The sequence below is a fragment of the uncultured Alsobacter sp. genome, from assembly GCF_945952055.1.
Classification (GTDB): Bacteria; Pseudomonadota; Alphaproteobacteria; order Rhizobiales; family Beijerinckiaceae; genus Alsobacter.
The window spans coordinates 108,076-134,389 of sequence record NZ_CAMFHB010000013.1; the positions used below are offsets into that span (position 1 = coordinate 108,076).

Sequence of the window (26,314 nt, forward strand, 5' to 3'; positions counted from 1 at the left end):
TGTCGAAGGACGCAGAACCTCTCCGTTCACCCCAGCGTCGTGCGGTCCACCGTCGTCGCGGTCACGCCGATGTCGCGCAGCTTGAACTTCTGCACCTTGCCGTTCTCGGTGCGGGGCAGGGCCTCGACGATGTCGAGGTAGCGGGGCACGGCGTGCCGCGGGAGTTCCTTGGCGCAATAGGCGAAGAACTCGGCGTGGGGCAAGGCCATGCCGGGCTTCACGACGATGGCGGCCATGACCTCGTCCTCGGCGAGGTCGGACGGGACCGGGAACACGGCCACCGTCTCCACGGCGGGGTGCGCGGCCACGACCTGCTCGACCTCGAAAGAAGAGATGTTCTCGCCGCGGCGGCGGATGACGTCCTTCAGGCGGTCGAGGAAGGAGAAGGTGCCGTCGGCGTGGCGGACGACGCGGTCGCCGGTGTGGAACCAGAGATTGCGCCAGGCCTCGACGGTCTTGTCGGGCATGCCGAAATAGCCGTTGGAGAAGCAGAACGGCTCGTCGGCGCGCACCACCAGTTCGCCCGCGGTCTCGGCCGGAACCTCGTTGTCGTTCTCGTCGACGACCTTCGCGGTGACGCCCACCTGCACGGTGCCCATCTTGCCTGGCACGCGCTCGTCGGCGGTGCCACCGATGATGAAGTTCGTCTCGGTGGAGCCAAAGCCATCGATGAGGCGCACGCCGGTGCGCTCGAAGAGGGTGTGGTGCATGCCGGGCGGCACGCCTGGACCCAGCGCCACGCGGACGCGGTGGTTGCGCTCGGCCGGCGTCGCGGGCTGGGCCATCAGCATCGGCACCATGGCGCCGAGCAGGTAGCCGACGGAGGCGCCCGCATCGCCCATCATGGTCCAGAACTGCGAGGCGGAGAACCGCGGCAGCACGACCTGCGACGAGCCGGTCAGCAGGGCCTGGAAGAAGCAGTTGATGGCGTTGGTGTGGAAGAGCGGCAGGGTGGTCGCCAGCACGTCTCCGTCGCGCATCTGCAGGTAGCGGGCCGTGTAGATCGCCCACCAGTGGAACTGGGCCTGCGGGCAGACCACGCCCTTCGGCGCACCGGTCGTGCCCGAGGTGTAGAGGATGGCGAAGGGATCGCCCGGATTGGCCGGCCGTGCCGGCAGGGCCTCGCCGTTTCCGTCGAAGCGGCTCGTCGGCAGGTCGGACGAGGCGCCGGCGCCGGCCGGGTCGTCGCCGATGACCCAGACCCGCTCCAGCGCGAGGCCGGTGAGGCTGCCCGCCGGCAGCGCGGCGAGCAGGGCGCCGTCGGCCACGAGCAGGCGCGCGCCGGAGTTCTCCAGGTAGTAGCGGAGCTGGCGTTCCTTGACGGCGATGTTGAGCGGCACGGCGACGGCGCCGAGCCAGCCGCAGCCGACCAGCGTGCGCATGATCTCGGGCCGGTTGGGCGACAGGATCGCCACGCGATCTCCCGCGCCGAGGCCGGCGGAGGCCAGCGCGCCGGCCATGCGCGCGGCGATGCCGGGCGCATCGGCGAAGGTCCAGCGGTCGTCGAGGCACGAGAACAGCGGGCGGTCGCCGTAGCGCTCCGCCTGCAGGCGCAGCATGGCGGGGACCGTGCGGTCAGCGGGCGGCAGCGGCAGCTGCGGGAAGCCGTCGAGGATCACGCGGCGCCTCCGAGGTATGTGGCTGTGACGCGCGGATCGTTCAGGAGGTCCGAGGCGGGGCCCTGCAGGGAGACCTCGCCGGTCTCCAGCACGTAGCCGTAGTCGGCGGTCTCCAGCGCCGCGCGGGCGTTCTGCTCGACGAGCAGGATCGAGACGCCGAGCTCGCGGAGCGACGAGATGATCCGGAAGATCTCGCGCACGATGAGGGGGGCGAGGCCGAGGCTCGGCTCGTCGAGCATCAGCAGGCGCGGCTTCGACATCAGCGCGCGGCCGAGCGCCAGCATCTGGCGCTCGCCGCCCGACAGCGTGCTGGCGAGCTGGGCGCGCCGTTCCTTCAGGCGCGGGAAGCGCTCGTAGACGATCTCGAAGCTGCGCTTCACGTGCTCGCGGTCGTGCCGCTGCAGGTAGGCGCCGAGCAGCAGGTTGTCGGCGACCGACATGTCGCCGAACAGCTCGCGCGTCTCGGGCACGATGCACAGCCCGTCGGCGACGCGGTCCTCGATGTCGACGCCGGCGAGGTCGCGGCCCTCGTAGGCGACGTGCCCGCGCGACGGCAACAGGCCCATGAGCGCGGCGAGCATGGTCGTCTTGCCCGCGCCGTTCGGTCCGATGATGGTGACGATCTGGCCCTTGTCGAGCCCGATCGAGACGTCGCGCAGCGCCTCGACCTTGCCGTAGCTGACGCTGAGGCCCCGGACCTCGAGAAGGCGGCTCATGCGACGCCTCCGAGATAGGCTTCCTGCACGACGGTGCTCCGGCGCACCTCCTCGGGCGTGCCTTCCATCAGCTTGGAGCCGAAGTCGACGACGACGATGCGGTCGACGAGGCCCATGACGAACTCCATGTCGTGTTCCACGAGGAGCACGCTCACGCCGCGGTCCCGGATGGCCCGGAGCTGCTTGGCGAGCGCCACCTTCTCGGGCTTGCGCAGGCCGGCGGCGGGCTCGTCCAGCACGATGAGGATCGGGTCGGAGGCGAGCGCGCGGGCGATCTCCAGCACGCGCTGCTGGCCGAGCGGCAGGTTGCCGGCGAGTTCCTGGGCCTTGCCGCCGAGACCGACGAAATCGAGCATGTCGAGCGCAACGCGGGTGGCGCGGGCCTCTTCTTCGCGGTCGCGCCGGAACAGGCAGCGCAGGAAGCCGGCCTGCGTGCGCGGATAGGCGCCGAGCAGCACGTTGTCGACGAGCGTCATGCCGGCGCGCAGCTTCACGTGCTGGAAGGTGCGGGCCATGCCCGAGCGGGCGATGTCGGCCTGGGCCGTGCCGGTGATGTCCTTGCCCATGAAGCCGATGCGGCCGGCATTGACCGGCAGCACGCCGGTGACGAGGTTGAAGAGCGTGCTCTTGCCCGCGCCGTTCGGCCCGATGAGGGCGAGGATCTCGCCGGTCTGCATCGTGAAGGACACGTTGTTGACGGCGACGAGCCCGCCGAAGCGCTTGGTGGCGCCGTCGATGGAGAGCAGCGGCTGGCCGGCGGGCGGCATCGCGCGGGTCGGGAGGCCCTCGGCCGCCGCCTTCGGCAGCGGGCGGGCGATTGGGAAGAAGCGGCGCAGGATCGAGATGACGCCGCCGCGCGCGAACTGCAGCAGCAGGATCAGGAGCACCGCGAAGGCCACGATCTCGAGCTGCCCGGCCGACTTGGACAAATAGGGCAGGATGTCCTGGATCTCGTTCTTGAGCAGGACGACGATGCCCGCGCCGACCACCGCGCCGTAGACGGAGGTGGCCCCACCCGCCATGGCCATGAGCAGGAACTCGATGCTCGGCCGGATGTCGAAGGGTGAGGGGCTGATGAAGCGCAGCATGTGCGCGTAGAGCCAGCCGGCGACGCCGGCGAGGACCGCGGCGAAGACGAAGATGGTGAGGCGCACCCGGAAGAGCTCGACGCCGAGGCTCGCCAGCATCGTGGCCCCGCCGCGCAGCGACCGGATGGCGCGGCCGACGCGGGAATCGAGCAGGTTGGCGACGGACCACATCGCCACGGCCAACACCGCCCAGATCAGGTAGTAGATCGCCCAGTTCGGCCCGAAGACGATGCCGAAGAGGCTGATCGGCGGGATGCTGCGGATGCCGTCATACGCGCCCAGCCCCGGGATGTTGGGGAACAGGAAGTAGATCGCGATGCCCCAGGCAATCGTGCTCAGCGGCAGGAAGTGGCCGCCGAGGCGCAGCGTGATGGCGCCCAGCAGCAGCGCCACGGCGCCGGTCAGGACGACCGCCAGGACGAGGCCGAGGATGGGCGGCAGGCCGAGGTTCACCGTCACGAACGCGGTCGCGTAGGCGCCGACGCCGACGAGCGCCGCCTGGCCGAACGAGGTGAGCCCGCCGAACCCCGTCATCAGCACGAGGCCGAGCGCCACGATGGCGCCGATGCCCACGTAGTTGAGCAGGGTGATCGAGAAGGGGCTGGCGACGAGCGGCACGATGGCCATCACGACGATGGCCACCAGCGGGATGACGCGGAGGACCACCGGGTTCACGCGATGTCCTCCTCTTCCTCCTCATGGTGCTTCGTGATCAGCGAGCGCCAGATGAGGATGGGAATGAGCGCCGAGAACACGATCGTGTCCTTGAGCGCGCTCGAGAAGAACGACGCGTAACTTTCCAGCATGCCGATGGCGACGGCGCCGACGGCGGTGAGCGGGTAGCTCATGAGCCCGCCGATGATGGCGCCCACGAAGGCCTTCAGGCCGATGAGGAAGCCACTGTCGTAGTAGAGCGTCGCCACGGGCCCGATGAGGAGGCCCGAGACGCCGGCCAGGATCGAGGCGAGGATGTAGGCCAGCGCGCCGGCGTTCTGCGGGCGGATGCCGACGATGCGGGCCCCCGTGCGGTTGATGGCGGTCGCGCGCAGCGCCTTCCCGCCGATCGTCTTCTCGAAATACAGGAACAGGAGCCCGGAGAAGGCGGCGGCCGCCAGCACCATCAGCAGCGTCTGGGCGCTCACGCTGACGCCGGCGATGTCGAACATGGCCCGCGACACCGGTTCGGTGCGAAAACCCTCGGGGCCGAAGAACAGCAGGGCGAGGCCCGAGATGGCGAAGTGGACGGCCACGGCCACGATGAGCAGCACGAGCGCGGAAGCGTCGGCCAGCGGGCGGAAGGCGATGCGGTCGATGAGCGGCGCGATGGGAAGCACGAGCAGCAAAGCGAGCAGCATCTGAAGGCCCAGGCCCATCGCGATGCCGGTCGTGAGCCAGGCGACGCCGGCGGGGATGCAAGGCAGGATCCCGTAGTAGAGCAGGGCCTTCGGCAGCGCCGCCGTGCGTCCCGCCCGCACCAGTGAGAACACCTCGACGGCCAGCGCGATCGCGGCCAGAACCAGCACCAGCATGACCGTGCCGGGCAGGCGTCCCATCTGCAGCATGGCCAGCGTCAACGCGGCGAAGGCGACGATGTCGCCGAACGGCACGAACATGACCCGCGTCACCGAGAAGATGAGCACGGTGCCGAGCGCGATCAGGACGTAGATCGCCCCATTCGCGATGCCGTCGACGGCCAGGATTGCTGCGATCTCGAGGTCCATGCCCCATGGGGACGCAACCGCCCCCGACCTGTCAAGACGAGCGGAGCCACAGCAACAAAATACTTTACGTGTTAAATATCTCGGGCCTACTCTGCGGGCCTGGGAGGGGTCCCTTCGACGACCGGAAAGCCGTGCCTGCGCCGTCGCGCAGGGGCGCGTTTCGCGTCGGCCGGAAGCGCTCTACCATGCGATTGCGTCCGCCTGGACGCCAGTGGAGGGAAACACGATGCTCAAGCGTACATTGCATACCGTAGCCCTCGGGGCGCTGATGGCGGCGATGGCCGCGGCGACCGCCCGGGCAGACATAAAGGTCGGAGTCATCACCTCGCTTTCGGGCCCGGTCTCCTCGATCGGCATCCCGTATGCCCGTGGCATCGCGGCGGGCCAGACCTATGTCGGCGAAGTCGGCGGCGAGAAGCTCACCGTCATCCAGCTCGACGACGCCTCCGACGTGTCGAACTCGTCCAAGCTGGCTCGCAAGTTGATCGAGGAAGACAAGGTCGACGTGCTGATCGGCACGGCCGGCGCTCCCGGCTCGGCCGCCATCATGGCGGTGGCCACCGAAATGAAGGTGCCCGTCGTCGGCATCACGCCCATCCCGGGCGTGCCGAAGAACAACGGCGTGCCGTGGGCGATGACGGTGGTGCAGCCCGCCGACGACATGGTCGGCGCCGTCGTCGCCGAGATGAAGTCCCAGAACATCAAGAACGTGGGCTTCATCGGCTTCTCCGACAGCTGGGGCGACCTCGTCTACAACAACGGCAAGGCGGCGGCCGACAAGCTCGGCATCAACATCGTCACCAACGAGCGCTACGCCCGTGCCGACACGTCGGTCAGCGCGCAGGTTCTGAAGGTCGTGGCGGCCCGTCCGGATGCGGTGCTCAACGGCGGCTCGGGCACGGGTGGCGCGCTGCCCTACACGGCGCTCGCCGACCGCGGCTACAAGGGCCCGATCTTCGGCACCCCGGCGCTGATCAACCCCGACTTCGTGCGCCTCGCCGGCGCGGCGGGCGAGGGCACGATCTGCTCGACCGGACCGATCATGGTCGTCGACCAGCTGCCGGACGCCAACCCGACCAAGAAGATCGGCCTCGCCTTCAAGGAGGCCCACCAGAAGGCCAACGGCGTGCCCTCGAACGACGGCTTCTCCGCCTACGCCTTCGACGCGTGGCTCGTGCTGGCGGACGCCGCGAAGCGGGCGCTGCCGAAGGCCAAGCCCGGCACGCAGGAGTTCCGGCAGGCGCTGCGCGACGGCATCTATTCGGTGAAGGAGCTCGCCGGCACGCACGGCGTCTACAACTTCACCGAGGCAAGCCCCTACGGCACCGACCTGCGCGCCCTCGTGCTCGTGAAGCTCGAGAAGGGCACCTGGAAGTTCTACAAGTGATCCGGCCGGGGGAGCGCCTGGCGCGCTCCCCCGTCTCCCATGCAGAGCCTTTCCGAGCGGGGTTGCGATGAGTGCCGACGCTCCCACCGTCCTGGTGGACCTCAGCCAGGGCGTCCTTCGCCTGACGCTCAATCGCCCGGACAGGCTGAACGCCCTGACCGAGGACATGCATCTCGCCCTCAGGGCGGGTCTGCAGCGCGCCCATGACGAGGACGCCGTCCGCGCGGTGCTGCTGACCGGCGCCGGCCGCGGCTTCTGCGCCGGCCAGGACCTCGGCAACCGCGACCCGCGCAACTGGACCGAGCCGCCCGACCTGGGGCAGTCCCTCGAGCGCTTCTACAATCCCACCATCCGCCTGATCCGCCGCCTGGAGAAGCCCGTCGTCTGCGCCGTCAACGGCGTCGCCGCCGGCGCGGGCGCCAACATCGCGCTCGCCTGCGACATCGTGCTGGCTGCCCGCTCCGCCCGCTTCGTCGAAGCCTTCGCGAAGATCGGCCTCGTGCCGGACGCCGGCGGCAGCTGGACGCTGCCGCGCCTGATCGGCGAGGCGCGCGCCAAGGCGCTGGCCCTCACCGCCGAGCCACTGCCGGCCGAGACGGCCGAGCGGTGGGGACTGATCTGGAAAGCGGTCGACGACGCGGCACTTCTCGACGAGGCGCAGGCGACGGCCCAGCGCCTCGCGGCAGGACCGACGCGCGGGCTGGGCCTGACCAAGCGCGCCATCCAGGCCGCCGCGACGAACGACCTCGACACCCAGCTCGACCTGGAGCGCGACCTGCAGCGCGAGGCCGGGCGCACGGCCGACTACGCCGAGGGCGTGACCGCCTTCCTCGAGAAGCGCCCGCCGCGGTTCACGGGGCGCTGACCGCCATGGACCCGCAGCAGCTCGCCGAGGCCAGCGCCCGGGCGCTGTGGGAGCAGGACCGGGCCTCGCAGGGGCTCGGCATCGGCATCGTCATCGACGGCGTCGGCCCCGGCACGGCGACCCTCTCGATGGTGGTGGGCGCGGCCATGTGCAACGGCCACGGCACGTGCCACGGCGGCTTCATCTTCGCGCTCGCCGATTCCGCCTTCGCCTATGCCTGCAACAGCCATGGCCAGCGCGCCGTGGCCCAGCACGTCGCCATCACCTACGTCGCCCCCGCGGCCGAAGGCGACCTCCTCACGGCCCGCGCCCGCGAGATTTCCCGCCGCGGCCGCACCGGCCTCTACGACGTCAGCGTCGCCAACGGGCAGGGCGAGGTCGTGGCCGAGTTCCGCGGCGCGTCGCGAACAGTGAAGGGGATGCTGGTGCCGGAGGAGAGCGGGGAGTGAAGGTTCAACCCAACTCAATATCCTCATCCTGAGCAGCCCGCGCAGCGGGCGTGTCGAAGGACGCAGCATGGTTCTTCAGGCGACTCAACCACCAACACTATTCTGCGTCCTTCGACACGCCGCCTCCGGCGGCTGCTCAGGATGAGGAGATTTGTAGTTTGGCCCCGCTTCGGACCCCGCGTTGACACCCCGGAATGCCGCGTGACACCGTCCGGCGATGGCCATGGCGGTCCCAAGGGACCATCGACAGGCCGTCGTCTCTCGGGCACATCACGTGCCTGAACCAAGGGGAGTGAAGCGCGGTGACGTCCCTGGGCGAGATCAAGGGCGCGGTCGATTTCGAGCCGGCGAGGCTCGCCGAGCACCTGTCGACGCGGCTGCCCTTCGCGCGCGGACCGATGAGCCTGGCGCGCATCAGCGGCGGCCAGTCGAACCCCACCTACATCGTCAGCTTTCCCGACGGTGCGGCCGTCCTGCGCAAGAAGCCGGCCGGGGTCACGCTTCCTTCGGCGCATGCGGTGGACCGGGAATTCCGTGTGCTGAACGCCCTGTCGCAGACCTCGGTCCCGGTGCCGCGGGCGCTGCTCTACGAGGCCGATCCGGCGGTCATCGGCACGCCCTTCTATCTGATGGACAAGCTCGAGGGTCGGGTCTTCCACGACTGTGCCCTGCCGGGGATCGCGCCGCAGGACCGCCGGGCCATGTACTTTTCCATGGCCGAGACGCTCGCCGCCTTGCATGCCGTCGATCCAGCCGCGGTGGGCCTCGGCGATTTCGGCCGCCCCGGCAGCTATTTCGCCCGGCAGCTCGCGCGCTGGTCGCGGCAGTGGGAGGAATCCCCCACGCAGGACATTCCCGAGCTGGATGCGGTGGTCGAGTGGCTCTCCGCCAAGCTGCCGGCCGACGACGGGCGGTCGTCCGTCGCGCATGGCGACTTCCGGCTCGGCAACCTGATGTTCCACCCCACCGAACCGCGAGTCGTGGGCATCCTCGACTGGGAGCTCGCGACGCTGGGCGATCCGCTCGCCGACCTCGGCTTCTGCTGCATGACCTGGCATTCGAGCCCGGACGAGTATTCCGGGATCCTGGGCCTCGACCTCGCCGGACTCGGCATCCCGACCCGCGACGCGTTCGTCGCGCGCTACGAGGGCCTGGCAGCGCCCTCCGGCCGGCTGCAGCCCTTCCACGTCGTCTTCGCCCTGTTCCGATTCTCCGTCATCTTCGTCGGCATCGCCGATCGGGCCCGAGCCGGCACGGCTGCCGACGCCAACGCGGCGGCGACCGGCCGGCTCGCGGTCAACTTCGCCCGGCGGGCCCACGCGCTCGCCATGGCCTCCTGAGGGGACGCAGTCCATGGATCTCGGTGCACGGCTCAAGGGCCGCCACGTCTTCGTCACGGGCGCATCCGGCGGCCTCGGTGAGCACTTCGCCCGGCTGCTGGCCGGCTGCGGCGCCGCGGTGACCATTGCCGCGCGCCGGGTCGACAAGCTCGAGGCCCTGGTGGGCGAGTTGCGCGAGGCGGGGGCACCGCATGCCCGCGCGGTGCCGCTCGACGTGACCGACGAGGCCTCCATCGCGGCGGCCATGGCGGCCGTGGTCGCGGACGGGGCGCCGCCGCTCGACGTGCTCGTGAACAATGCCGGCGTCGCGGCGAGCGAGCCGGCGGTCGACGTCACGGCCGACATCTTCGACCGGGTGATGGACACCAACCTGCGCGGGCCCTGGCTGCTGTCGGTCGCCGCCGCCAGGCAGTGGCGCGACGCGGGTCGGCCGGGCGTGATCCTCAACGTGGCGTCCATCCTGGGCCTTCGCGTCGGCAAGGGCGTGGGGCCCTACGCCGTGTCCAAGGCCGGCGTGGTGCAGATGACCAAGGTGCTGGCGCTGGAATGGGCCCGGCATGGCATCCGCGTGAACGCTCTGTGTCCCGGCTTCGTGCTCACCGACATCAACCGCGACTTCTTCGACAAGCCGGCCGGCCAGCAGATCGTGAAGCGCATCCCCATGCGCCGCATCGGCACGGCGGAGGAACTCGACGGGCCCTTCCTGCTGCTCGTGTCGGACGCCTCGTCGCTGATGACGGGGAGCATCGTGGCGGCCGATGGCGGGCACCTGGTGTCGGAACTCTAGGATGGATGCTCCCGGCCATCCTGCGTGCTTCGGCGGGCTCAGCATGAGGCTTCGACACGCCGCCTGCGGCGGCTGCTCAGGATGAGGGCCAATGCCTCAATCCCGATTGCTGCTCCCTCTGCGCGTCCTGGCCGGGCTTGGCCCGGCCATCCACGACTTAGGGACGGCCCCGGCAAAGTCGTGGATGCCCGGGCCAAGCCCGGGCAGGACGGCTGAGGGGGAGCGCGTAGGGTAAAGACTGTTGTGATCTTGAATTCCGCAACGCCTTGAGGGGGCCTGACCATGGATTTCACTCTTCCCGCCCGGATCGAGGACATCCGCGCCCGCATCGCCACCTTCGTCGACCGCGAGATCCTGCCGGTCGAGGCCGACCGCTCGACGTGGGACGCGCACTGCAACATCGCGTCCGGCCCGCTGGCGGCGCTGCGTGCAAAGGCGAAGGGCGAGGGGCTGTGGTGCCTGCAGCTGAAGCCCGAGACGGGCGGGCTCGGCGTTGACAAGATCGGCATGGCGGCCTGCTACGAGGCCATGAACCGCTCGATCTTCGGGCCCGTCTGCTTCAACTCGGCGGCGCCGGACGACGGCAACATGATGGTGCTGGAGAAGACCGGCACGCCCGCCCAGCAGGAGCGCTGGCTTCAGCCGATCGTGCGCGGCGAGGTGCGCTCCGCCTTCGCCATGACCGAGCCGCACCCGGGCGGCGGCTCCGACCCGCAGATGATCAACACCCGGGCCGAGCGGCGCGGCGACGTCTACGTCGTGAAGGGCCGCAAGTGGTTCATCACCGGGGCCGAGGACGCGGCGCATTTCATCCTCATCGCGCGCACCTCGGATGACCCGCGCCACGGGCTCTCGGCGCTCCTGTTCCACCGCGACCAGCCGGGCTGGCGGATCGTCCGCAGGATCGAGATCATGGGCCCGGAAGAGCATGGGGGGCATTGCGAGCTCGAGTTCGACGGGCTGGAGATCCCGGTCGAGAACCGGCTGCTCGAGGAGGGGCAGGGGATGCGCCTGACCCAGATCCGCTTGGGACCGGCACGCCTCACCCACTGCATGCGCTGGCTCGGTCTCTCCAAGCGCTGCGTCGAGATCGCCAAGGAGTATGCGGCGGTGCGCACCGGCTTCGGCGTGCGCCTGGCCGACCGCGAGAGCATCCAGCTGATGCTCGGCAAGCTCGCCATGGACATCGAAATCGGGCGCCTCCTGGTGATGAAGGCCGCGTGGGAACTCGACCGCGGCGGCTTCGCGCGCAAGGAGGTGTCGATGGCCAAGGTGCACGTGGCCAACCTCCTGCACCAGGCCGCCGACGTCGCCATCCAGATCAACGGCGCGCGGGGCTACTCGAAGGACACCGTCCTGGAGTGGATCTACCGCTACGCCCGCCAGGCCCGCCTGGTCGACGGCGCGGACGAGGTGCACCGCATGGTGCTCAACGGCGCGCTCGACAAGGAAGGTCCGGCCTTCTGGAGCTGGCCGGTGGCTTGAAAAACAAAGGCCTCGCCGGAGCGAGGCCTTCTATCGTCCGGGCCCAAGTGGCAGTGCTTGAGCCATTTTGTTTGAACCTCACACTCTCCGCGTCCTGGCCGGGCCTGGCCCGGCCATCCACGACTTGAGGATGGCCCAGGCAAAGTCGTGGATGCCCGGGCCAAGCCCGGGCAGGACGAGCGGAGGAGTGCGTGTTCCTTTCAAAGATGGCTGGAGCAGTTTCCAGTCATCTCGTTGGTCTCACGCCTGCAGGTCGAACCGGTCGGCGTTCATCACCTTCACCCAGGCGGCGACGAAGTCGTCCACGAACTTCTTCGCGTTGTCGTCCTGGGCGTAGACCTCGGCGTAGGCGCGCAGGATCGAGTTCGAGCCGAAGACGAGGTCGACGCGGGAGGCGGTCCACTTCACCGCGCCGGTCTTGCGGTCGCGGATCTCGTAGCCCTTGTCCACCTTGTGCCAGGTGTTGGCCATGTCGGTGATGTTGGCGAAGAAGTCCGTCGACAGCGCGCCGACGCGGCTGGTGAGGACGCCGTCCTTCGAGCCGCCGTAGTTGGCTCCGAGCACGCGCATGCCGCCGACGAGGGCCGTCATCTCCGGGGCGGTGAGGCCCATGAGCTGGGCACGGTCGAGGAGGAGCTCCTCGGCGGCCGGCGCATAGTCCTGCTTCAGCCAGTTGCGGAAGCCGTCGTGGATCGGCTCCAGCGGCGCGAAGCTGTGGCCGTCCGTCTGCTCGGCCGTGGCATCGCCGCGGCCCGGCGCGAACGGCACCGTCACGTCGAAACCGGCGGCCTTGGCGGCCTTCTCGATGCCGACATTGCCGGCAAGCACGATGACGTCGGCCACGCTGGCACCCGCGGCCTTGGCGATCGGCTCCAGAACGGCCAGTACCTTCTGCAGGCGGGCGGGTTCGTTGCCGACCCAATCCTTCTGCGGCGCGAGGCGGATGCGCGCGCCGTTGGCGCCGCCGCGCATGTCCGAGCCGCGGTAGGTCCGGGCGCTGTCCCAGGCGGTGGCGACCATGTCGGCGATCGAGAGCCCGGAGGCCTCGATCTTCGCCTTCACGGCGGCGACGTCATAGGACGTGCTGCCGGCCGGCACCGGATCCTGCCATATCAGGTCTTCCTTGGGCGCGAAGGGGCCGATGTAGCGGACCTTCGGACCCATGTCGCGGTGGGTCAGCTTGAACCAGGCGCGGGCGAAGACTTCGCTGAAATAGGCCTGGTCGGCGGCGAAGCGCTCCGAGATCTTGCGATAGATCGGATCGACCTTCATCGCCATGTCGGCGTCGGTCATCATCGGGTCGAGGCGAATCGAGGGGTCCTCGACGTCGACCGGCTTATCCTCTTCCTTGATGTTGATCGGCTTCCACTGCCAGGCGCCGGCGGGCGACTTCGTCAGCTCCCACTCGTAGTTCAGGAGCAGGTGGAAGTAGCCGTTGTCCCACCGGGTCGGATGGGTGGTCCAGGCGCCCTCGATGCCGGAGGTCAGCGCATAGCGGCCCTTGCCGGTCTTCTGCGGGTTGGCCCAGCCGAGGCCCTGCTCGGTGACGTCGGCCGCCTCGGGCTCCGGCCCGATGAGCGCCGCATCGCCGTTGCCGTGCGCCTTGCCGACGGTGTGGCCGCCGGCGGTGAGCGCGACGGTCTCCTCGTCGTTCATCGCCATGCGGGCGAAGGTCTCACGCACCTGCGCCGCCGTCTTCAGCGGGTCCGGCACGCCGTTCACGCCCTGCGGGTTGACGTAGATGAGGCCCATCTGCACGGCGGCGAGCGGGTTCTCCATGGTGTCGGGCTTGCCGACATCCGCGTAGCGGCTGTCGGACGGCGCCAGCCATTCCTTCTCGGCGCCCCAGTACACGTCCTTCTCGGGATGCCAGATGTCCTCGCGGCCGAAGGCGAATCCGAAGGTCTTCAGGCCCATCGATTCGTAGGCCACCGTGCCGGCCAGGATCATCAGGTCGGCCCAGCTGATCTTGTTGCCGTACTTCTTCTTGATCGGCCACAGCAGGCGCTTGGCCTTGTCGAGGCTGGCGTTGTCCGGCCACGAGTTGAGCGGGGCGAAGCGCATGTTGCCGGTGCCGCCGCCGCCACGCCCGTCGGCGATGCGGTAGGAGCCGGCCGAGTGCCAGGCCATGCGGATCATCAGGCCGCCATAGTGGCCCCAGTCGGCCGGCCACCAGTCCTGGCTGTCCGTCATCAGGGCGTGGACGTCCTTCTTGATCGCCTCGAAGTCGAGCGACTTCACCGCCTGGCGGTACGAATAGCCGGCGCCCATCGGGTTCGGCTTCGTGTCGTGCTGGTGCAGGATGTCGAGGTTGAGGGTCTTGGGCCACCAGCTGGTGACGCTGGTGCTCGCAAGCGTGTTGCCGCCGTGCATGACCGGGCACTTGCCCGCGCCCTTCGCATCGCTGCCGTTCATTGGATCCTCCGACGGAATCTCGTGTTGCCGCTGTTTCGGCCCCGGGGTCGGCCGTCTGCGGCCGCGGCGCGCGCGCAGCGCCAAGCCTTGGCCACGCGGCTTGTTAACAGCATAGCTTGATAAGAGACAATTGCATTTTCTGAAAGGATCGATAAGACGCGCTGATGAATCCGATCTCGATGAAACACTTGCGCTATTTCGATGCGCTGGCCCGGCTCGGCCATTTCGGGCGGGCCGCCGAGGACTGCGCGGTCACCCAGCCCGCGCTGTCGATGCAGGTGAAGGAGCTCGAGGAGCTGATCGGGGCGCCCCTGGTGGAGAGGACGTCGCGGCAGACGCGCCTGACCGGGCTCGGCGAGGCCTTCGCGGCGCGGGTGCAGGCGATCCTGCAGGCCGTGGACGAGCTGGAGGATCTCGCCCGATCCTCGCAGGCGCCCTTCACCGGGAGGCTGCGAATCGGCGCGATCCCGACGGTCGCACCCTACCTGCTGCCCGGGCTCGTCGCCGACCTCACGCGCGACTACCCCGGCCTCGACCTGCGCCTGCGCGAGGCCGTGACGCAGAAGCTCGTCGCCGACCTCCTCGAGGCGCGGCTCGACGCCGCGCTGGTGGCCCTGCCGGTGTCGGAGCCGCTGCTCGTGGAGACCCCGCTGTTCGACGAGGATTTCATCCTGCTGCGCCCGGCCGCGGAGGCGCACCTGCCGGTGCCCGATGCGGACGACTTCAGCGAACTCCGGCTCTTGCTGCTGGAGGAGGGGCACTGCTTCCGCGAGCAGGCACTGGCCTTCTGCAAGATGTCGGGCGTGCGCACGCCCCGCAACATCATGGAGGGCAACGCGCTCGCCACTCTCGTGCAGATGGTGGGCGCCGGCATCGGCATGACGCTTGTGCCGGAGATCGCGCTCGGCCTCGAGACGCGGTCCGCCAGGGTGGCCATGGCCCGCCTCGCCGACCCACCACCGTCACGCACCATCGGGCTGGTGTGGCGCCGCAGCAGCCCGCTCGCCGAGGACCTGCGCAGCATCGGCGACGTGGCGCGCAGGGTGGCGCTCACGGCCCAGGCGGAAGCGCTGAAGCTGGCGCCGCGGGGGAAGCTGGTGGGGCGGGGGTGAGGGGCTATGCCCCCGGCTTCAGCTCATCTCTATTGCTCCAAAGCCCCTCATCCTGAGCCGGCCCATAGGGCCGAGTCGAAGGACGCACCAAGGAGCAGCCGCAGGCATTCTGCGTCCTTCGACTCGGCCGCTGCGCGGCCGGCTCAGGATGAGGGGCTTTGGGGCTAGAGAGATTGAAGGCGCCTCAGCCCGCCTCGCGGGGCGTGAGCCTCCGCAGGGCCTTGCGCAGCACCGGCGTGAACGCCGTCACGGCCGGCGATACCGACCGCCCGCTGGCATGGATCAGCACGATGTCGCGGCCGATGTCCGGGTCGGTCAGAGGGCGCGCCACGATGTCCTCGGCCAGCAGGCCCGAGCGCGCGTAGGCCGGCAGCACCGCGACGCCGAGGCCCGCCTGCACCATGCCGAGCGCGGTTGCGATCTGGTGGACCTCGTAGGCCGGAGCGAGCTGCAGTTCGGCGGACTCGAAGCCGATTTCCATCAGGCGGCGAATGGCGCTGTCGCGTGTGAGGGCGATGAGCGGCTGGCCCGCGAGATCCGCCCAGCGCACAGCGCGGGAGCGCGCGAAGGGGCTGTCGTCGCGGCAGAAAAGCTGCAGGCGGTCCCGCATCAGCGAGACGCGCTCGATTCCGTTCTCGCCCGCGGCGAAGGTGCCGACGCCGCAGTCGGCGCCACCGTTGCGGACCGTGTCGACGATGCCGAGCGTCGGCGCGTCGACGAGCGCGATCTCGATGTCGGGATAGTCGCGCGCGAAGTCGCGGATCGCGGAGGGCAGGACGTTGGCCGCGAGCAGCGGCGGGGCCGCCACGACGATGCGACCGCGCCGGCGGCTGGCGAGGTCGCGGGCATTGCGGATGGCGAAGTCGAGGTCGCCCACCACGCGCGCCGTCGCCTCGCGGAACTCGCGCCCGGCCACCGTGAGCTCCACGCGGCGGGTGGTGCGGTCGAACAGCCGCAGCCCGAGCTCCGCTTCGAGTTCCCGCACGGCCTGGGAGAGGGCGGGCTGGGCGATCTTGAGGCGCTCGGCAGCCGAGGTGAAGCTGCCGGCGTCGGCCACGGCGAGGAACGCGGTGACCTGCTTCAGCGTGACGCCGGTCATGGGGCTCGCCCTACGTCGCGCTTGCGCCGCGGTCTCGCGATCGACCGGCATCCCTCCGCACGTCCTGCCCGGGCCTGCCCCGGGCATCCACGACTTTGCCGGGGCCATGCTGAAGTCGTGGGTGGCCGGGCCAAGCCCGGCCATGACGGATGAGAGATTGCAGCGGGCTGGACGGAATGCATGACGCGTGACCCGACGTTCCAATCCCCCTGATTTATATAGTTTGGTTATAAATTAATACGCTCCGCCCGCTTTTTCCCGCGTGGCGAACCGGGCACGCTGGCCTCATCGACCGAACCGGGAGCGCGCGGGTGAAGTACGCCAAGAAGGACGCCAAGTCCTATTCACGCCAGCACATGCGGGGCATCTGGGCCGCGGCGCTGACGCCGTTCACGGCGGCGGGGGCGATCGACGAGGCAGGGTTCCGGTCCAACATCCGCCACTGGCTGGATGCTCTGGGGATCGACGGCCTGTTCATCGCCGGCAAGCAGGGCGAGTTCTTCTCGATGTCGGTGGAGGAGCGCAAGCGCACCTTCGAGATCGCCGTCGAGGCCAGCGCGGGACGCGGCCAGACGATCATGTCCTGCTCCGACCAGAACATGGACGTGGTCATCGACCTCGCCCGCCACGCGCAGAAGTGCGGCGCCGACTACATCGTCGTGCACGCCCCGGTCCTGCACTTCCTGAAGGAGCAGGACGAGACTCTCATCCGCTACTACGAGACGGTGTGCGGGGCGGTCGATATCGGCGTGGCGTTGTGGAGCCATCCGGACTCCGGCTACCTGATGAGCCCGAAGCTCTGCAACCGGCTGGCCGACATCGAGAACGTCGTTGCCATCAAGTACTCCGTGCCGCGGCCGATGTATGCCGAGCTGACCCGGCTCGCCTCCGACCGCATCCTGGTCTCGACGGCCTCCGAGCACGAGTGGCTCGACAACATCCTGGAGCTCGGCTGGCAGCTCTATTTGTGCTCCTCGCCGCCCTACCTGATCCAGACCGCCAAGGACCGGCGCATGCGCGCCTACACGGACCTCGCCTTCGCCGGCAAGGCGGAGGAGGCCCGGCGCGTGCGCGACTCGCTGGAGCCGGTGCGCCACGCGCTGGCGCACACCCGCCCGGCGGAAAAGCCCCATTCGCACCAGAAGTACTGGCAGGACCTGCTGGGCCAGCGGGGCGGGCGGGTGCGCAGCCCCATGCTGGAACTGACCGACGCCGAGAAGGCCGCCACGCGCGCCGCCTTCGAGGCGTGCGGCCTGGAATTGTGACGCGAGCGAGAGGGACCCTGGCGATGAGTGACGCTGCTGCTGGACTGAAGTTCGGGCGCCTGCGCGCCTTCAACTTCCAGAAGTGGATCGAGGAGCACAAGCACCTGCTGAAGCCGCCGGTCGGCAACCAGCTCGTGTTCAAGGAGGCCGACCTCATGGTGACCGTCGTCGGCGGTCCCAACGAGCGCTGCGACTTCCACGACGACCCGGTCGAGGAGTTCTTCTACCAGCTCAAGGGCGACATGGTGCTCAAGGTCGTCGACGACGGGAAGCACTACGACATCCCGATCCGCGAGGGCGACATCTTCCTCCTGCCCCCGCATGTGCGGCACTCGCCGCAGCGCCCGCAGGAGGGCTCCATCGGCCTCGTCATCGAGCCCAAGCGGCCCGAGGGCTGGCTCGACGCGATCGAGTGGTACTGCTTCGAATGCGAGGGGCTGGTGAAGCGCGTCGAGGTGGACCTCGAGTCGATCGTCGACGACCTGCCGCCGATCTACAAGGCGTTCTACGAGGACGAGGCGGCCCGAAAGTGCCCGCACTGCGGCGCCATCCACCCCGGCAAGAAGCCGCCGGCGGGCTGGGTCTGCCTGTGATGCCCCTGCGCCTGGCTGTCATCGGCTGGGGCGCCATCACGCAGCGCTTCGTGGCGCTGCTCCGGCAACGCAATGCCGGCAAGGTCGAGATCGTCGCGGTGGGCCTGCGCAGCACGTCGTGCTGCGACGACCTGCCGAAGGATCTGCCGGTCCTGACCGATCCGGCCGGGCTGGCCGCCATGCGGCCTGACCTCGTGGTCGAGGCCGCCGGGCGAGAGGCCGTGGGGCAATGGGGGGAGGCGGCGCTGGCGGCCTCTCCGGCCTTCGCGGTCGCCTCGACGAGCGCCTTCTGCGACGACGCCTTGCTCGCGCGGCTCCTGGCCGTCGCCGAGGCCCATGGCAGCCAGCTGCTGATCCCGGCCGGCGCGCTCGCCGGCGTCGACGGGCTCGCCGCGGCCTCCACGCTGGGGCTGACGGACGTGCTCCACGCGATCGTCAAGCCGCCCGCGGCCTGGCGAGGCACTGCCGCGGAAGAGCTCGTCGACCTCGCGACGCTCTCGGGCCGCACGACCTTCTTCACGGGCACGGCCCGCGAGGCGGCGCGGCGCTTCCCGCAGAACGCCAACGTGGCGGCGATCACCGCGCTGGCAGGCCTCGGCCTCGACGCCACCCGCGTCGAGCTCGTGGCCGACCCGGCCGCCACGCGCAACGGCCACCGCATCCGCGCCGAGGGCGCGTTCGGCACGATGGATCTCGCCATCGAGAACCGGCCGCTCGCCGCCAATCCCAAGTCGTCCGAGATGACGGCGCTCAACCTCGTCCGGCTGGTGGAAAACCGCTACCGGCCGCTGGTGTGCTGAGGAGTTCGAGCCTTGTCCTCTTTCCAACGCTCGTACCCCTCCGTCCGTCCTGCCCGGGCTTGGCCCGGGCATCCACGACTTTGCCGGGGCCGCCCTGAAGTCGTGGATGGCCGGGCCAAGCCCGGCCATGACGGTGGAGAGGGTTGGGCGGGCCGGACGGTGCGCGCGCCGGGATCGCTGCAATTCAAGTCTTCAAAGGCCCTCTGAAGGAACACCCCCATGCCTGCCTACCCCGACATTGGGCTCTACATCGGCGGCGCCTGGCGCAAGACCAGGGACACGCTACCGGTGCTCAACCCGGCGACCGAGCAGGTGCTCGGCACCGTGCCGGTGGCCACCCGCGCCGATCTCGACGACGCTCTGGCGGCCGCGGCGGAGGGCTTCCGCGTGTGGAGCCGGACGCCGCCGGCCAAGCGCGCCGAGGTGATGCTGAAGGCGGCCGCGCTGATGCGCGAGCGGATCGACGCGATCGGCCACACCATCACCGTCGAGCACGGCAAGCCCTACGAGGCCGGCCGGCTGGAGGTGATCCGCGGTTGCGAGTTCTTCGAGTGGGACGCCGGGGAGGCCGTGCGCTGCTACGGCCGCGTCATCCCCAGCGCGCCGGGCATCCGCTACATCGTGCATCACCAGCCGATCGGCACGGTCGCGGCCTTCTCGCCGTGGAACTTCCCGATGAGCCAGCCCGCGCGCAAGGTCGCCGGCGCCATCGCGTCGGGCTGCTCGATCATCCTCAAGGCCGCCGAGGAAACTCCGGGCGGGGCCGTGCACATCGTGCAGGCCTTCCACGATGCCGGCCTGCCGCCGGGCGTCCTCAACCTCGTCTTCGGCGTGCCGGCGGAGATCTCGGAGTACCTGATCCCGCGCGATCCGGTGCGCATGGTGGCCTTCACCGGCTCGACCTCCGTGGGCAAGTGGCTCACCGAGCGAGCGGCGCGTGTCATGAAGCCGGCGCTGATGGAGCTGGGCGGCCATGCCCCGGTCATCGTCTGCGACGACGTCGACCCGGTGCTCAGCGCGCAGGTGAGCGCGGTGCGCAAGGCGCGCAACTCCGGCCAGGTCTGTACCTCGCCAACGCGGTTCTTCGTCATGGAGGACCTCTACGAGCGCTTCACCAGCGCCTTCGTCGAGAAGGCGAAGTCGATCCGGATCGGTGACGGGCTCGATCCGGCGACCCAGATGGGTCCGGTCGCCAACCACCGGCGCATCGAGGCGCTGGAAGCGATGGTGGCCGACGGGCGTGCCCGGGGCGCCAAGGTGCTGACGGGGGGCGAGCGCGTGGGCAACCGCGGCTATTTCTTCCCGGTCACCGTGCTCGCGCAGGCCCCGGACGACTGCATGGCCATGACGGTCGAGCCGTTCGGGCCGCTGGCCATCATCAATCCCGTCCGGAGCCTCGAGGAGGCCATCGAGAAGGCCAACGCGCTGCCCTTCGGGCTCGCCGCCTACGCCTTTACCCACGATGCGCGCAATGCCGACCGGTTGACCGACGCCATCGAGTGCGGGAACCTCTCGATCAACACACTGGAAGCCTCCGTGGCCGAAACGCCGTTCGGCGGGGTCAAGGAGAGCGGCCATGGACGCGAGGGGGGAGCGGAAGGCTTGCACCACTACATGGTCGTCAAGAACGTCTCGCACCGCATGGACATCCAGTGAGGGGCTGGTCCAGCGTGTGGACGGCAGATTCGGGGCTGCGGCCCGGTTTTTGCCTTTCAACGCGCTGATCGGTCGAGAAATCCGCGTGTTCCAACAAACTTGGGGAGTACAATGACGCTTCGCACCGCACTGACCGGCGTGACCGCCGGCCTCGCCCTGGCGCTCGCCGCCTCGACCGCCAGCGCCCAGGCGCCGGTGAAGATCGGCCTGATCACGACGCTGTCGGGTCCCGGCGGCTACATCGGCGAGGACATCCGCGACGGCTTCAAGCTCGCCATCAAGGACGGCAAGCTCGGCGGCGTGCCGGTCGAGGTCATCGTCGAGGACGACGCGCTGAAGCCCGGCCAGGGCAAGCAGATCGCCGAGAAGTTCATGAAGAACGACGGCATCAAGATCCTGACCGGCATCGTGTTCTCGAACGTCGCCAGCGCCGTGGTGCCCGACGTCGTCGACGGCGGTGCCATGTATGTGAGCCCCAACGCCGCGCCGTCGAACTTCGCCGGCAAGGAGTGCCACAAGAACTACTTCGTCGTGTCCTGGCAGAACGACAGCCTGCACGAGAGCGCCGGCCAGAACGCCACGAACCTCGGCTACAAGAAGGCCTTCATCCTTGCCCCGAACTACCCGGCCGGCAAGGACGCGCTCACCGGCTTCAAGCGCTTCTTCAAGGGCGAGATCGCGGGCGAGATCTACACCAAGCTCGACCAGACGGACTTCGCCGCCGAGATGGCGCAGATCCGCGCGGCCAACCCCGACGTGGTGTTCCAGTTCCACCCGGGCGGCCTCGGCATCACCTTCCTGCGCCAGTACCAGCAGGCCGGCCTGAAGGACAAGATCCCGATGGTCGTCGCCGCCCCGTCGCTCGACGCCACCACGGTCTCCGCGGTCGGTGACGCCGCCGACGGCATCAATGCCTCCAGCCACTGGAACACGGACTTCGACAACCCGGCCAACAAGGAGTTCATGGCCGCGTGGAACAAGTCCTTCAACCGCGTGCCGACCTACTACGCCAGCCAGTCCTACGACACCGCGCTCGCCATCGGCGCCGCGCTGAAGGGCACCGGCGGCAAGGTCGACGTCGATGCGCTGGGCGCCGCGATGCGCAAGGCCGACTTCCAGTCGGTGCGCGGCAAGTTCAAGTTCGGCCCCAACCAGCACCCGGTCCAGGACTGGTTCGCGGTGAAGGCCGAGAAGGGTGCTGACGGCAAGATCGCCATCGTCACCAAGGGCGTGATCCTGAAGGACCACGGCGACGCCTACGCGGCGCAGTGCAAGCTCTGATCGCCGCGACACCATCGCGCCGCCGCGGGGAAGGGGACTTCGCATGACACTGGTGCTCGAGCAGGTGCTCAACGGCCTGCAGCTCGGTGTCATGCTGTTCCTGCTCGCGGCGGGGCTCACCCTCGTCTTCGGGGTCATGGGCGTGATCAACCTCGCCCATGGCTCCCTCTACATGGTGGGCGCCTATGCGGCGGCCATCGTCGCCGCCAAGACCGGCTCCGCCGTCCTCTCCGTCCTGGCCGGGCTCGGCGCCGCCGCCGTCATCGGCATGATCGTCGAGCTCGGCGTGCTGCGAAGGCTCTACGCGCGCGACCATCTCGACCAGGTGCTCGCCACCTTCGCGCTGATCCTGATCTTCAACGAGACGACCACGCTGCTCTTCGGTCGCAAGCCGCTCTTCGTGTCCGTGCCGAAGATGCTGGAGGGCTCGGTCGAGCTGATGCCGGGCTTCACCTATCCGATCTACCGCCTGGCGGTGATCGGGGTGGGGCTCCTCGTCGCCGTCGGCCTCTACGTGCTCATCAACCGCACGCGCATCGGCATGCTGGTGCGGGCCGGGGCGACGCACCGCCAGATGGTGCGGGCCCTCGGCGTCGACATCCGGATGATCTTCACGCTCGTCTTCGGGCTCGGCGCGCTGCTCGCCGGCCTCGCCGGCCTCATGGCTGGGCCGATCCTGTCCGTGCAGGTCGGCATGGGCGAGCAGATCCTGATCCTGACCTTCGTCGTGGTGGTGATCGGCGGCATCGGCTCGGTGCGCGGGGCCCTGCTCGGCGCCCTCATCGTCGGCCTCGTCGACACGCTGCTGCGCGCCTTCCTGCCGGGCCTGCTGCGGCAGGTGATGCAGGGGCCCGATGCCGACGCGCTCGCCGCGGGCGTCTCCTCCATGGGCGTCTACCTCCTGATGGCCCTCGTGCTCCTCGTCCGTCCCAGGGGATTGTTCCCGGCCCATGCCTGACCTTGCCCAAGTCCTGCGCTCAGATGACTGACGCGGTCTCCCTCCCGGCCCCGGCGATGCGCAAGGGGGCGGCGGTCGGCTGGCTCGCCGTCGCCGTCCTGCTCGCGGTCTTCCCGACCATCGCCGATGCCCTCGGCCAGCCGGCGCTGGTGCCGCTCGTCGGGCGCATCCTGATCTACGGGATGGCCGCCGCGACGCTGAACCTCGTGCTCGGTTATGGCGGGCTCGTCTCCTTCGGCCATGCCGCCTATTTCGGCCTGGGGGGCTACGTGGCGGGCGTGATGGCGCTGTCGGCGCGCAACGGCGACCTCGCCTTCGGCCTGTTCCCGGGCACCGACCAGCTCCTCGTGGCGCTCGCGGTGGCGGCGGTGATGGGCGCTGTGCTCGCCGCGGTGATCGGATCCCTGTCCCTGCGCACCTCGGGCGTGCAGTTCATCATGATCACGCTGGCCTTCGCCCAGATGGTCTACTTCCTGTTCCTGTCGCTGAAGGCCTATGGCGGCGACGATGGCCTGCCCATGCGCCGGCGGCTCGGCATCGGCGCGCTCGACATGCGCGACGACCGGGTCCTCTACTTCGTCGCGCTGACGGGCGCCGTGATCGTCTTCCTCGTCATCTGGCGCATCACCGTGTCGCGCTTCGGCCGGGTGCTCTCGGGACTGCGCCAGAACGAGGCCCGCATGCAGGCGATCGGCATCGCGCCGCGGCGCTACCGGCTCGTCGCCTTCATCCTCGCCGGCGCCGGGGCGTCGATGGCGGGCGTGCTGATGGCCAACCAGCTGCGCTTCGTGTCGCCCGACATGCTGCACTGGACCAAGTCCGGCGAGCTCATGATCATGGTGATCCTGGGTGGCGTCGGCACGCTGGCCGGGCCCTTCCTCGGCGCGGCCGCGCTGGTCGGGCTGGAGACCGTGCTCGGCGCCTTCACCGAGCGCTGGCAGCTGCTGCTCGGCCCCATCCTGCTGGCCGTCGTGCTCTACACCCATGGCGGCATCGCCGGCCTCGTGACGAAGCTCGTGAAGGGCCGCGCCCCATGACCGCGCTGCTCGAGGTGAAGGGGCTGCGCAAGCGCTTCGGCGGGCTCGTCGCCACCGACAACGTCACGCTCGACGTGCAGGCCGGCGAGGTCCATGCGCTGATCGGGCCGAACGGGGCGGGCAAGTCGACGCTGATCAACCAGCTCATGGGGCTGCTGCGCCAGGATGCCGGGGAGATCGTGCTGGCGGGCGATCGGATCGACCAGCTGCCCGAGCCCGAGCGCGTGCGTCGCGGGCTCGGCCGGACCTTCCAGATCACGCAGTTGCTGCCCGAGTTCACGGCGCTGGAGAACGTCGCGCTGGCGGTGCAGGCGCGCGAGGGCCACAGCTTCCGTTTCCTGCGCGCGGCCGCCCACGAGGAGCGCCTCAATGCGCCGGCGCTGCAGCGGCTCAAGGAGGTCGGGCTCGCGGCCAAGGCGCAGGTCAAGGTGGCCTCCCTCTCGCAGGGCGAGCGCAAGCAGCTCGAACTCGCCATCGCGCTCGCGGGCGAGCCGCGGCTGCTCCTGCTCGACGAGCCGATGGCGGGGCTGGGGCCCGCCGAAAGCGGCGAGATGGTCGAGACGCTGCGCAAGCTCAAGGGCAGCGTCGGCATCCTCCTCGTCGAGCACGACATGGACGCCGTCTTCGCGCTCGCCGACCGCATCTCGGTGCTCGTCTACGGCAAGATCATCGCCAGCGGCGACCCGGCGGCGATCCGCGACGACGAGGCGGTGCGCACCGCCTATCTCGGCGAGGGAGACGCCTGATGCTGTCGGTGCGCGGATTGCAGTCCGGCTACGGGCCGAGCCAGGTGCTCTTCGACGTGGCGCTGGAGATTTCGGCCGGCGAGGTCGTCACCCTTCTCGGCCGCAACGGCATGGGCAAGACCACGACCGTCATGACGCTCATGGGGCTGGTGCCGGCCTGGGCCGGCGAGGCGCGGTTCCAGAAGGCCGACATCCTGCGTGCCGCGCCCGAGCGCGTCGCCAAGCTCGGCGTCGGCCTCGTGCCCGAGGGGCGCATGGTGTTCCCGACGCTGACCGTGCGCGAGAACCTCGTCGCCACCGCGTCGAACCGGCTCGGCCGGGCCGCCCCATGGACGCTCGCCCGCGTCTTCGACCTGTTCCCGCGCCTCAAGGAGCGCGCCAACCAGATGGCGCGCACGCTGTCGGGGGGCGAGCAGCAGATGCTGGCGATCGGCCGCGCCCTGATGACCAACCCGACGCTGCTCATCCTCGACGAGGCCACCGAGGGGCTCGCCCCGGTGATCCGTGCCGAGATCTGGCGTTGCGTCGAGACGCTCAAGGCGCAGGGGCAGTCGATCCTGCTCATCGACAAGAACGTCTCGGTGCTGCAGCGCATCGCCGACCGCCACTTCATCGTCGAGCGCGGCCGGACCGTCTGGTCCGGATCCAGCGCCGAGCTCGCCAGCCAGCCGGAGATCGTGTCGCGCTATGTCGGAATTTGACCTCACGGGGCGCTCGTCGCAGCGCGACGCCACCGAAGCCCTGCGGGACGCCTTCGCCGAGATCTTCGCCGCCATGGGACGCGAAGGGGCGGGGCCGCACCACATGGTGCGGGCGTCGTTCACGAGCGACGAGCCCGAGCGCTTCCACATGGCCCGCCACGAGGTGGAACTGGCGTGGCGCGAGGCCTTCGCCGGCTTCCGTCCGCCCATCGCGCTGCGGCCCTCGACCGAGGCCGGCCTCACGGTGACGGTGACCTTCAGGCGGGCCGGGGCGCCCGATCCCGCCGTCGCCGCCCTGGCGGCGGAGTATTCGCCGCGGCGCCAGACCGACATGACCGCGCTGTTCCGCCGCTGGAGCGCGGAGGGCAAGGCGTTCTGCCGGGACAAGGGCGGGCTCGATCTCGCCTACGGTCCCAGCGCCTGGGAGAAACTCGACCTGTTCCGCCCCGCGGGGCGCGGCAAGCCTCCCGTGTGGGTCTTCATTCATGGCGGCTACTGGCAGGCGAGCGACAAGGTCCAGCACGCCCAGTTCTCAGCCGGCATGCTGGCGGCGGGCTACGCCGTCGCCATGCCGAACTACGGGCTCGCGCCCGACACGCCGCTGGAGACCATCGTCGCCCAGACGATCGCCTGCCTGCGCTTCCTCGTCGACAACCAGGACGCGCTGGGTATCGACGCGTCGCGCCTGCATCTGGCGGGTCACTCGGCGGGCGGCCACCTCGCCGCCGTCGCCGCCACGGAGCCCGGCGCCCCGCCGGTGGAATCCGCGCTGCTGCTGTCGGGGCTGTTCGACCTCGTCCCGCTCGGCGGCATCCCGCTCGGGCACCTTCTCGGCCTCGACGACGTGCCGCGTGCGAAGGCGCTGAGCCCGATCCTGCGGCCCGCCCCGAAGACCCGCATCGCGCTCGCCTACGGCGCCCGAGAGACGGCCGCCTTCGCCGACCAGTCCGCCCGCCTCGCCGCCGCCTGGGGCGCGCCGGCGCCGCTGGCGGTGGCGGACGCGAACCACTTCAGCCTGCTGGAGCCGCTGGCCACCGGCGGCGAGCTGCTGGATCTGGCCCGGTCGCTGGCGGGACCGGCCTAGGCTGCAACCCCAGATCTTGGGACGCCTTCTCAGTCCAGCTTGCTCGTCCTCTTCGCGTCCTGGCCGGGCTTGGTGTACAGACCGGAGACATGGTGAACACTCGTTCGGGG

General features: G+C 69.8%; 23 protein-coding genes. 17 read left to right on the plus strand and 6 right to left on the minus strand.

What is annotated here, in order from left to right:
* Positions 1-26: 26 nt before the first annotated feature.
* From Q0Q47_RS12395 to Q0Q47_RS12410, 4 genes are read right to left on the minus strand one after another with little or no spacing between them, the layout of a single operon-like run.
* The gene (locus tag Q0Q47_RS12395; RefSeq protein ID WP_293859694.1) at positions 27-1,619 is read right to left on the minus strand and encodes an ATP-dependent acyl-CoA ligase; all 1,593 of its coding nucleotides are present in this window, start codon (positions 1,617-1,619) and stop codon (positions 27-29) included.
* The gene (locus Q0Q47_RS12400) at positions 1,616-2,335 is read right to left on the minus strand and encodes an ABC transporter ATP-binding protein (RefSeq protein ID WP_293859697.1); all 720 of its coding nucleotides are present in this window, start codon (positions 2,333-2,335) and stop codon (positions 1,616-1,618) included. Before Q0Q47_RS12400 ends, Q0Q47_RS12395 begins: the two co-directional genes overlap by 4 nt.
* Positions 2,332-4,098, minus strand: a complete 1,767-nt coding sequence (locus Q0Q47_RS12405; protein ID WP_367278239.1) for an ATP-binding cassette domain-containing protein — start codon at positions 4,096-4,098, stop codon at positions 2,332-2,334. The genes Q0Q47_RS12400 and Q0Q47_RS12405 overlap by 4 nt, the downstream gene beginning before the upstream one ends.
* On the minus strand, positions 4,095-5,144 hold the full coding sequence (locus tag Q0Q47_RS12410) for a branched-chain amino acid ABC transporter permease (protein WP_293859700.1): 1,050 nt from the start codon (positions 5,142-5,144) through the stop codon (positions 4,095-4,097). The genes Q0Q47_RS12405 and Q0Q47_RS12410 overlap by 4 nt, the downstream gene beginning before the upstream one ends.
* A 226-nt stretch (positions 5,145-5,370) precedes the next feature.
* Here Q0Q47_RS12410 and Q0Q47_RS12415 point away from each other — a divergent pair, with 226 nt between their 5' ends.
* From Q0Q47_RS12415 to Q0Q47_RS12440, 6 genes are all read left to right on the plus strand, one after another.
* A complete protein-coding gene (locus Q0Q47_RS12415) occupies positions 5,371-6,531 on the plus strand; it encodes an ABC transporter substrate-binding protein (RefSeq protein WP_293859703.1) in 1,161 nt (386 codons plus the stop codon).
* Positions 6,532-6,598: 67 nt separating this feature from the next.
* Complete coding sequence (paaG, locus tag Q0Q47_RS12420) at positions 6,599-7,396, plus strand: 2-(1,2-epoxy-1,2-dihydrophenyl)acetyl-CoA isomerase PaaG (protein ID WP_293859706.1); 798 nt, start codon at positions 6,599-6,601, stop codon at positions 7,394-7,396.
* A 5-nt stretch (positions 7,397-7,401) separates the two neighbouring features.
* Positions 7,402-7,845, plus strand: coding sequence for a hydroxyphenylacetyl-CoA thioesterase PaaI (gene paaI, locus Q0Q47_RS12425; protein ID WP_293859709.1), 444 nt, complete (start codon positions 7,402-7,404; stop codon positions 7,843-7,845).
* Between the two features lie 302 nt (positions 7,846-8,147).
* Positions 8,148-9,185 (plus strand): phosphotransferase family protein, encoded by a 1,038-nt coding sequence (locus tag Q0Q47_RS12430; RefSeq protein ID WP_293859712.1) that lies wholly within the window; start codon positions 8,148-8,150, stop codon positions 9,183-9,185.
* A gap of 13 nt (positions 9,186-9,198) precedes the next feature.
* Entirely contained in the window at positions 9,199-9,972 is a 774-nt protein-coding gene (locus Q0Q47_RS12435; protein WP_293859715.1) for an SDR family oxidoreductase, read from the plus strand.
* Positions 9,973-10,254: 282 nt separating this feature from the next.
* A complete protein-coding gene (locus tag Q0Q47_RS12440) occupies positions 10,255-11,457 on the plus strand; it encodes an acyl-CoA dehydrogenase family protein (protein WP_293859718.1) in 1,203 nt (400 codons plus the stop codon).
* A gap of 240 nt (positions 11,458-11,697) precedes the next feature.
* On the opposite strand, the gene katG is transcribed toward Q0Q47_RS12440, so the two are convergent.
* Positions 11,698-13,872 (minus strand): catalase/peroxidase HPI, encoded by a 2,175-nt coding sequence (gene katG, locus Q0Q47_RS12445; RefSeq protein WP_293859721.1) that lies wholly within the window; start codon positions 13,870-13,872, stop codon positions 11,698-11,700.
* 164 nt (positions 13,873-14,036) lie between these two features.
* Here katG and Q0Q47_RS12450 point away from each other — a divergent pair, with 164 nt between their 5' ends.
* Positions 14,037-14,984 (plus strand): hydrogen peroxide-inducible genes activator, encoded by a 948-nt coding sequence (locus Q0Q47_RS12450; protein WP_293859724.1) that lies wholly within the window; start codon positions 14,037-14,039, stop codon positions 14,982-14,984.
* A gap of 184 nt (positions 14,985-15,168) precedes the next feature.
* Here Q0Q47_RS12450 and Q0Q47_RS12455 read toward each other — a convergent pair whose 3' ends face one another.
* Positions 15,169-16,083 (minus strand): LysR family transcriptional regulator, encoded by a 915-nt coding sequence (locus Q0Q47_RS12455; protein ID WP_293859727.1) that lies wholly within the window; start codon positions 16,081-16,083, stop codon positions 15,169-15,171.
* A 311-nt stretch (positions 16,084-16,394) separates the two neighbouring features.
* Between Q0Q47_RS12455 and Q0Q47_RS12460 the strand changes: the two genes are divergently transcribed.
* The 10 genes from Q0Q47_RS12460 to Q0Q47_RS12505 all read left to right on the plus strand — a co-directional run bounded on the left by Q0Q47_RS12460 (position 16,395) and on the right by Q0Q47_RS12505 (position 26,204).
* Complete coding sequence (locus tag Q0Q47_RS12460) at positions 16,395-17,348, plus strand: dihydrodipicolinate synthase family protein (RefSeq protein WP_293859730.1); 954 nt, start codon at positions 16,395-16,397, stop codon at positions 17,346-17,348.
* Between the two features lie 23 nt (positions 17,349-17,371).
* Entirely contained in the window at positions 17,372-17,941 is a 570-nt protein-coding gene (locus tag Q0Q47_RS12465) for a 3-hydroxyanthranilate 3,4-dioxygenase (RefSeq protein ID WP_293859733.1), read from the plus strand.
* The gene (locus tag Q0Q47_RS12470; protein WP_293859736.1) at positions 17,941-18,741 is read left to right on the plus strand and encodes an aspartate dehydrogenase; all 801 of its coding nucleotides are present in this window, start codon (positions 17,941-17,943) and stop codon (positions 18,739-18,741) included. Before Q0Q47_RS12465 ends, Q0Q47_RS12470 begins: the two co-directional genes overlap by 1 nt.
* Positions 18,742-18,960: 219 nt before the next feature.
* On the plus strand, positions 18,961-20,397 hold the full coding sequence (locus Q0Q47_RS12475; RefSeq protein ID WP_293859739.1) for an NAD-dependent succinate-semialdehyde dehydrogenase: 1,437 nt from the start codon (positions 18,961-18,963) through the stop codon (positions 20,395-20,397).
* A gap of 111 nt (positions 20,398-20,508) precedes the next feature.
* Positions 20,509-21,678 carry an ABC transporter substrate-binding protein gene (locus Q0Q47_RS12480; RefSeq protein ID WP_293859742.1) on the plus strand — a complete coding sequence of 390 codons (1,170 nt, stop codon included), beginning with the start codon at positions 20,509-20,511 and terminating at the stop codon, positions 21,676-21,678.
* Between the two features lie 43 nt (positions 21,679-21,721).
* Positions 21,722-22,636, plus strand: a complete 915-nt coding sequence (locus tag Q0Q47_RS12485; RefSeq protein WP_293859745.1) for a branched-chain amino acid ABC transporter permease — start codon at positions 21,722-21,724, stop codon at positions 22,634-22,636.
* A 23-nt stretch (positions 22,637-22,659) separates the two neighbouring features.
* Complete coding sequence (locus tag Q0Q47_RS12490) at positions 22,660-23,673, plus strand: branched-chain amino acid ABC transporter permease (RefSeq protein WP_293859748.1); 1,014 nt, start codon at positions 22,660-22,662, stop codon at positions 23,671-23,673.
* The gene (locus tag Q0Q47_RS12495) at positions 23,670-24,419 is read left to right on the plus strand and encodes an ABC transporter ATP-binding protein (RefSeq protein ID WP_293859751.1); all 750 of its coding nucleotides are present in this window, start codon (positions 23,670-23,672) and stop codon (positions 24,417-24,419) included. Before Q0Q47_RS12490 ends, Q0Q47_RS12495 begins: the two co-directional genes overlap by 4 nt.
* Entirely contained in the window at positions 24,419-25,120 is a 702-nt protein-coding gene (locus Q0Q47_RS12500) for an ABC transporter ATP-binding protein (RefSeq protein WP_293859754.1), read from the plus strand. The genes Q0Q47_RS12495 and Q0Q47_RS12500 overlap by 1 nt, the downstream gene beginning before the upstream one ends.
* Positions 25,107-26,204 (plus strand): alpha/beta hydrolase, encoded by a 1,098-nt coding sequence (locus Q0Q47_RS12505; protein WP_293859759.1) that lies wholly within the window; start codon positions 25,107-25,109, stop codon positions 26,202-26,204. The genes Q0Q47_RS12500 and Q0Q47_RS12505 overlap by 14 nt, the downstream gene beginning before the upstream one ends.
* The last annotated feature ends 110 nt before the right edge of the window (positions 26,205-26,314 follow it).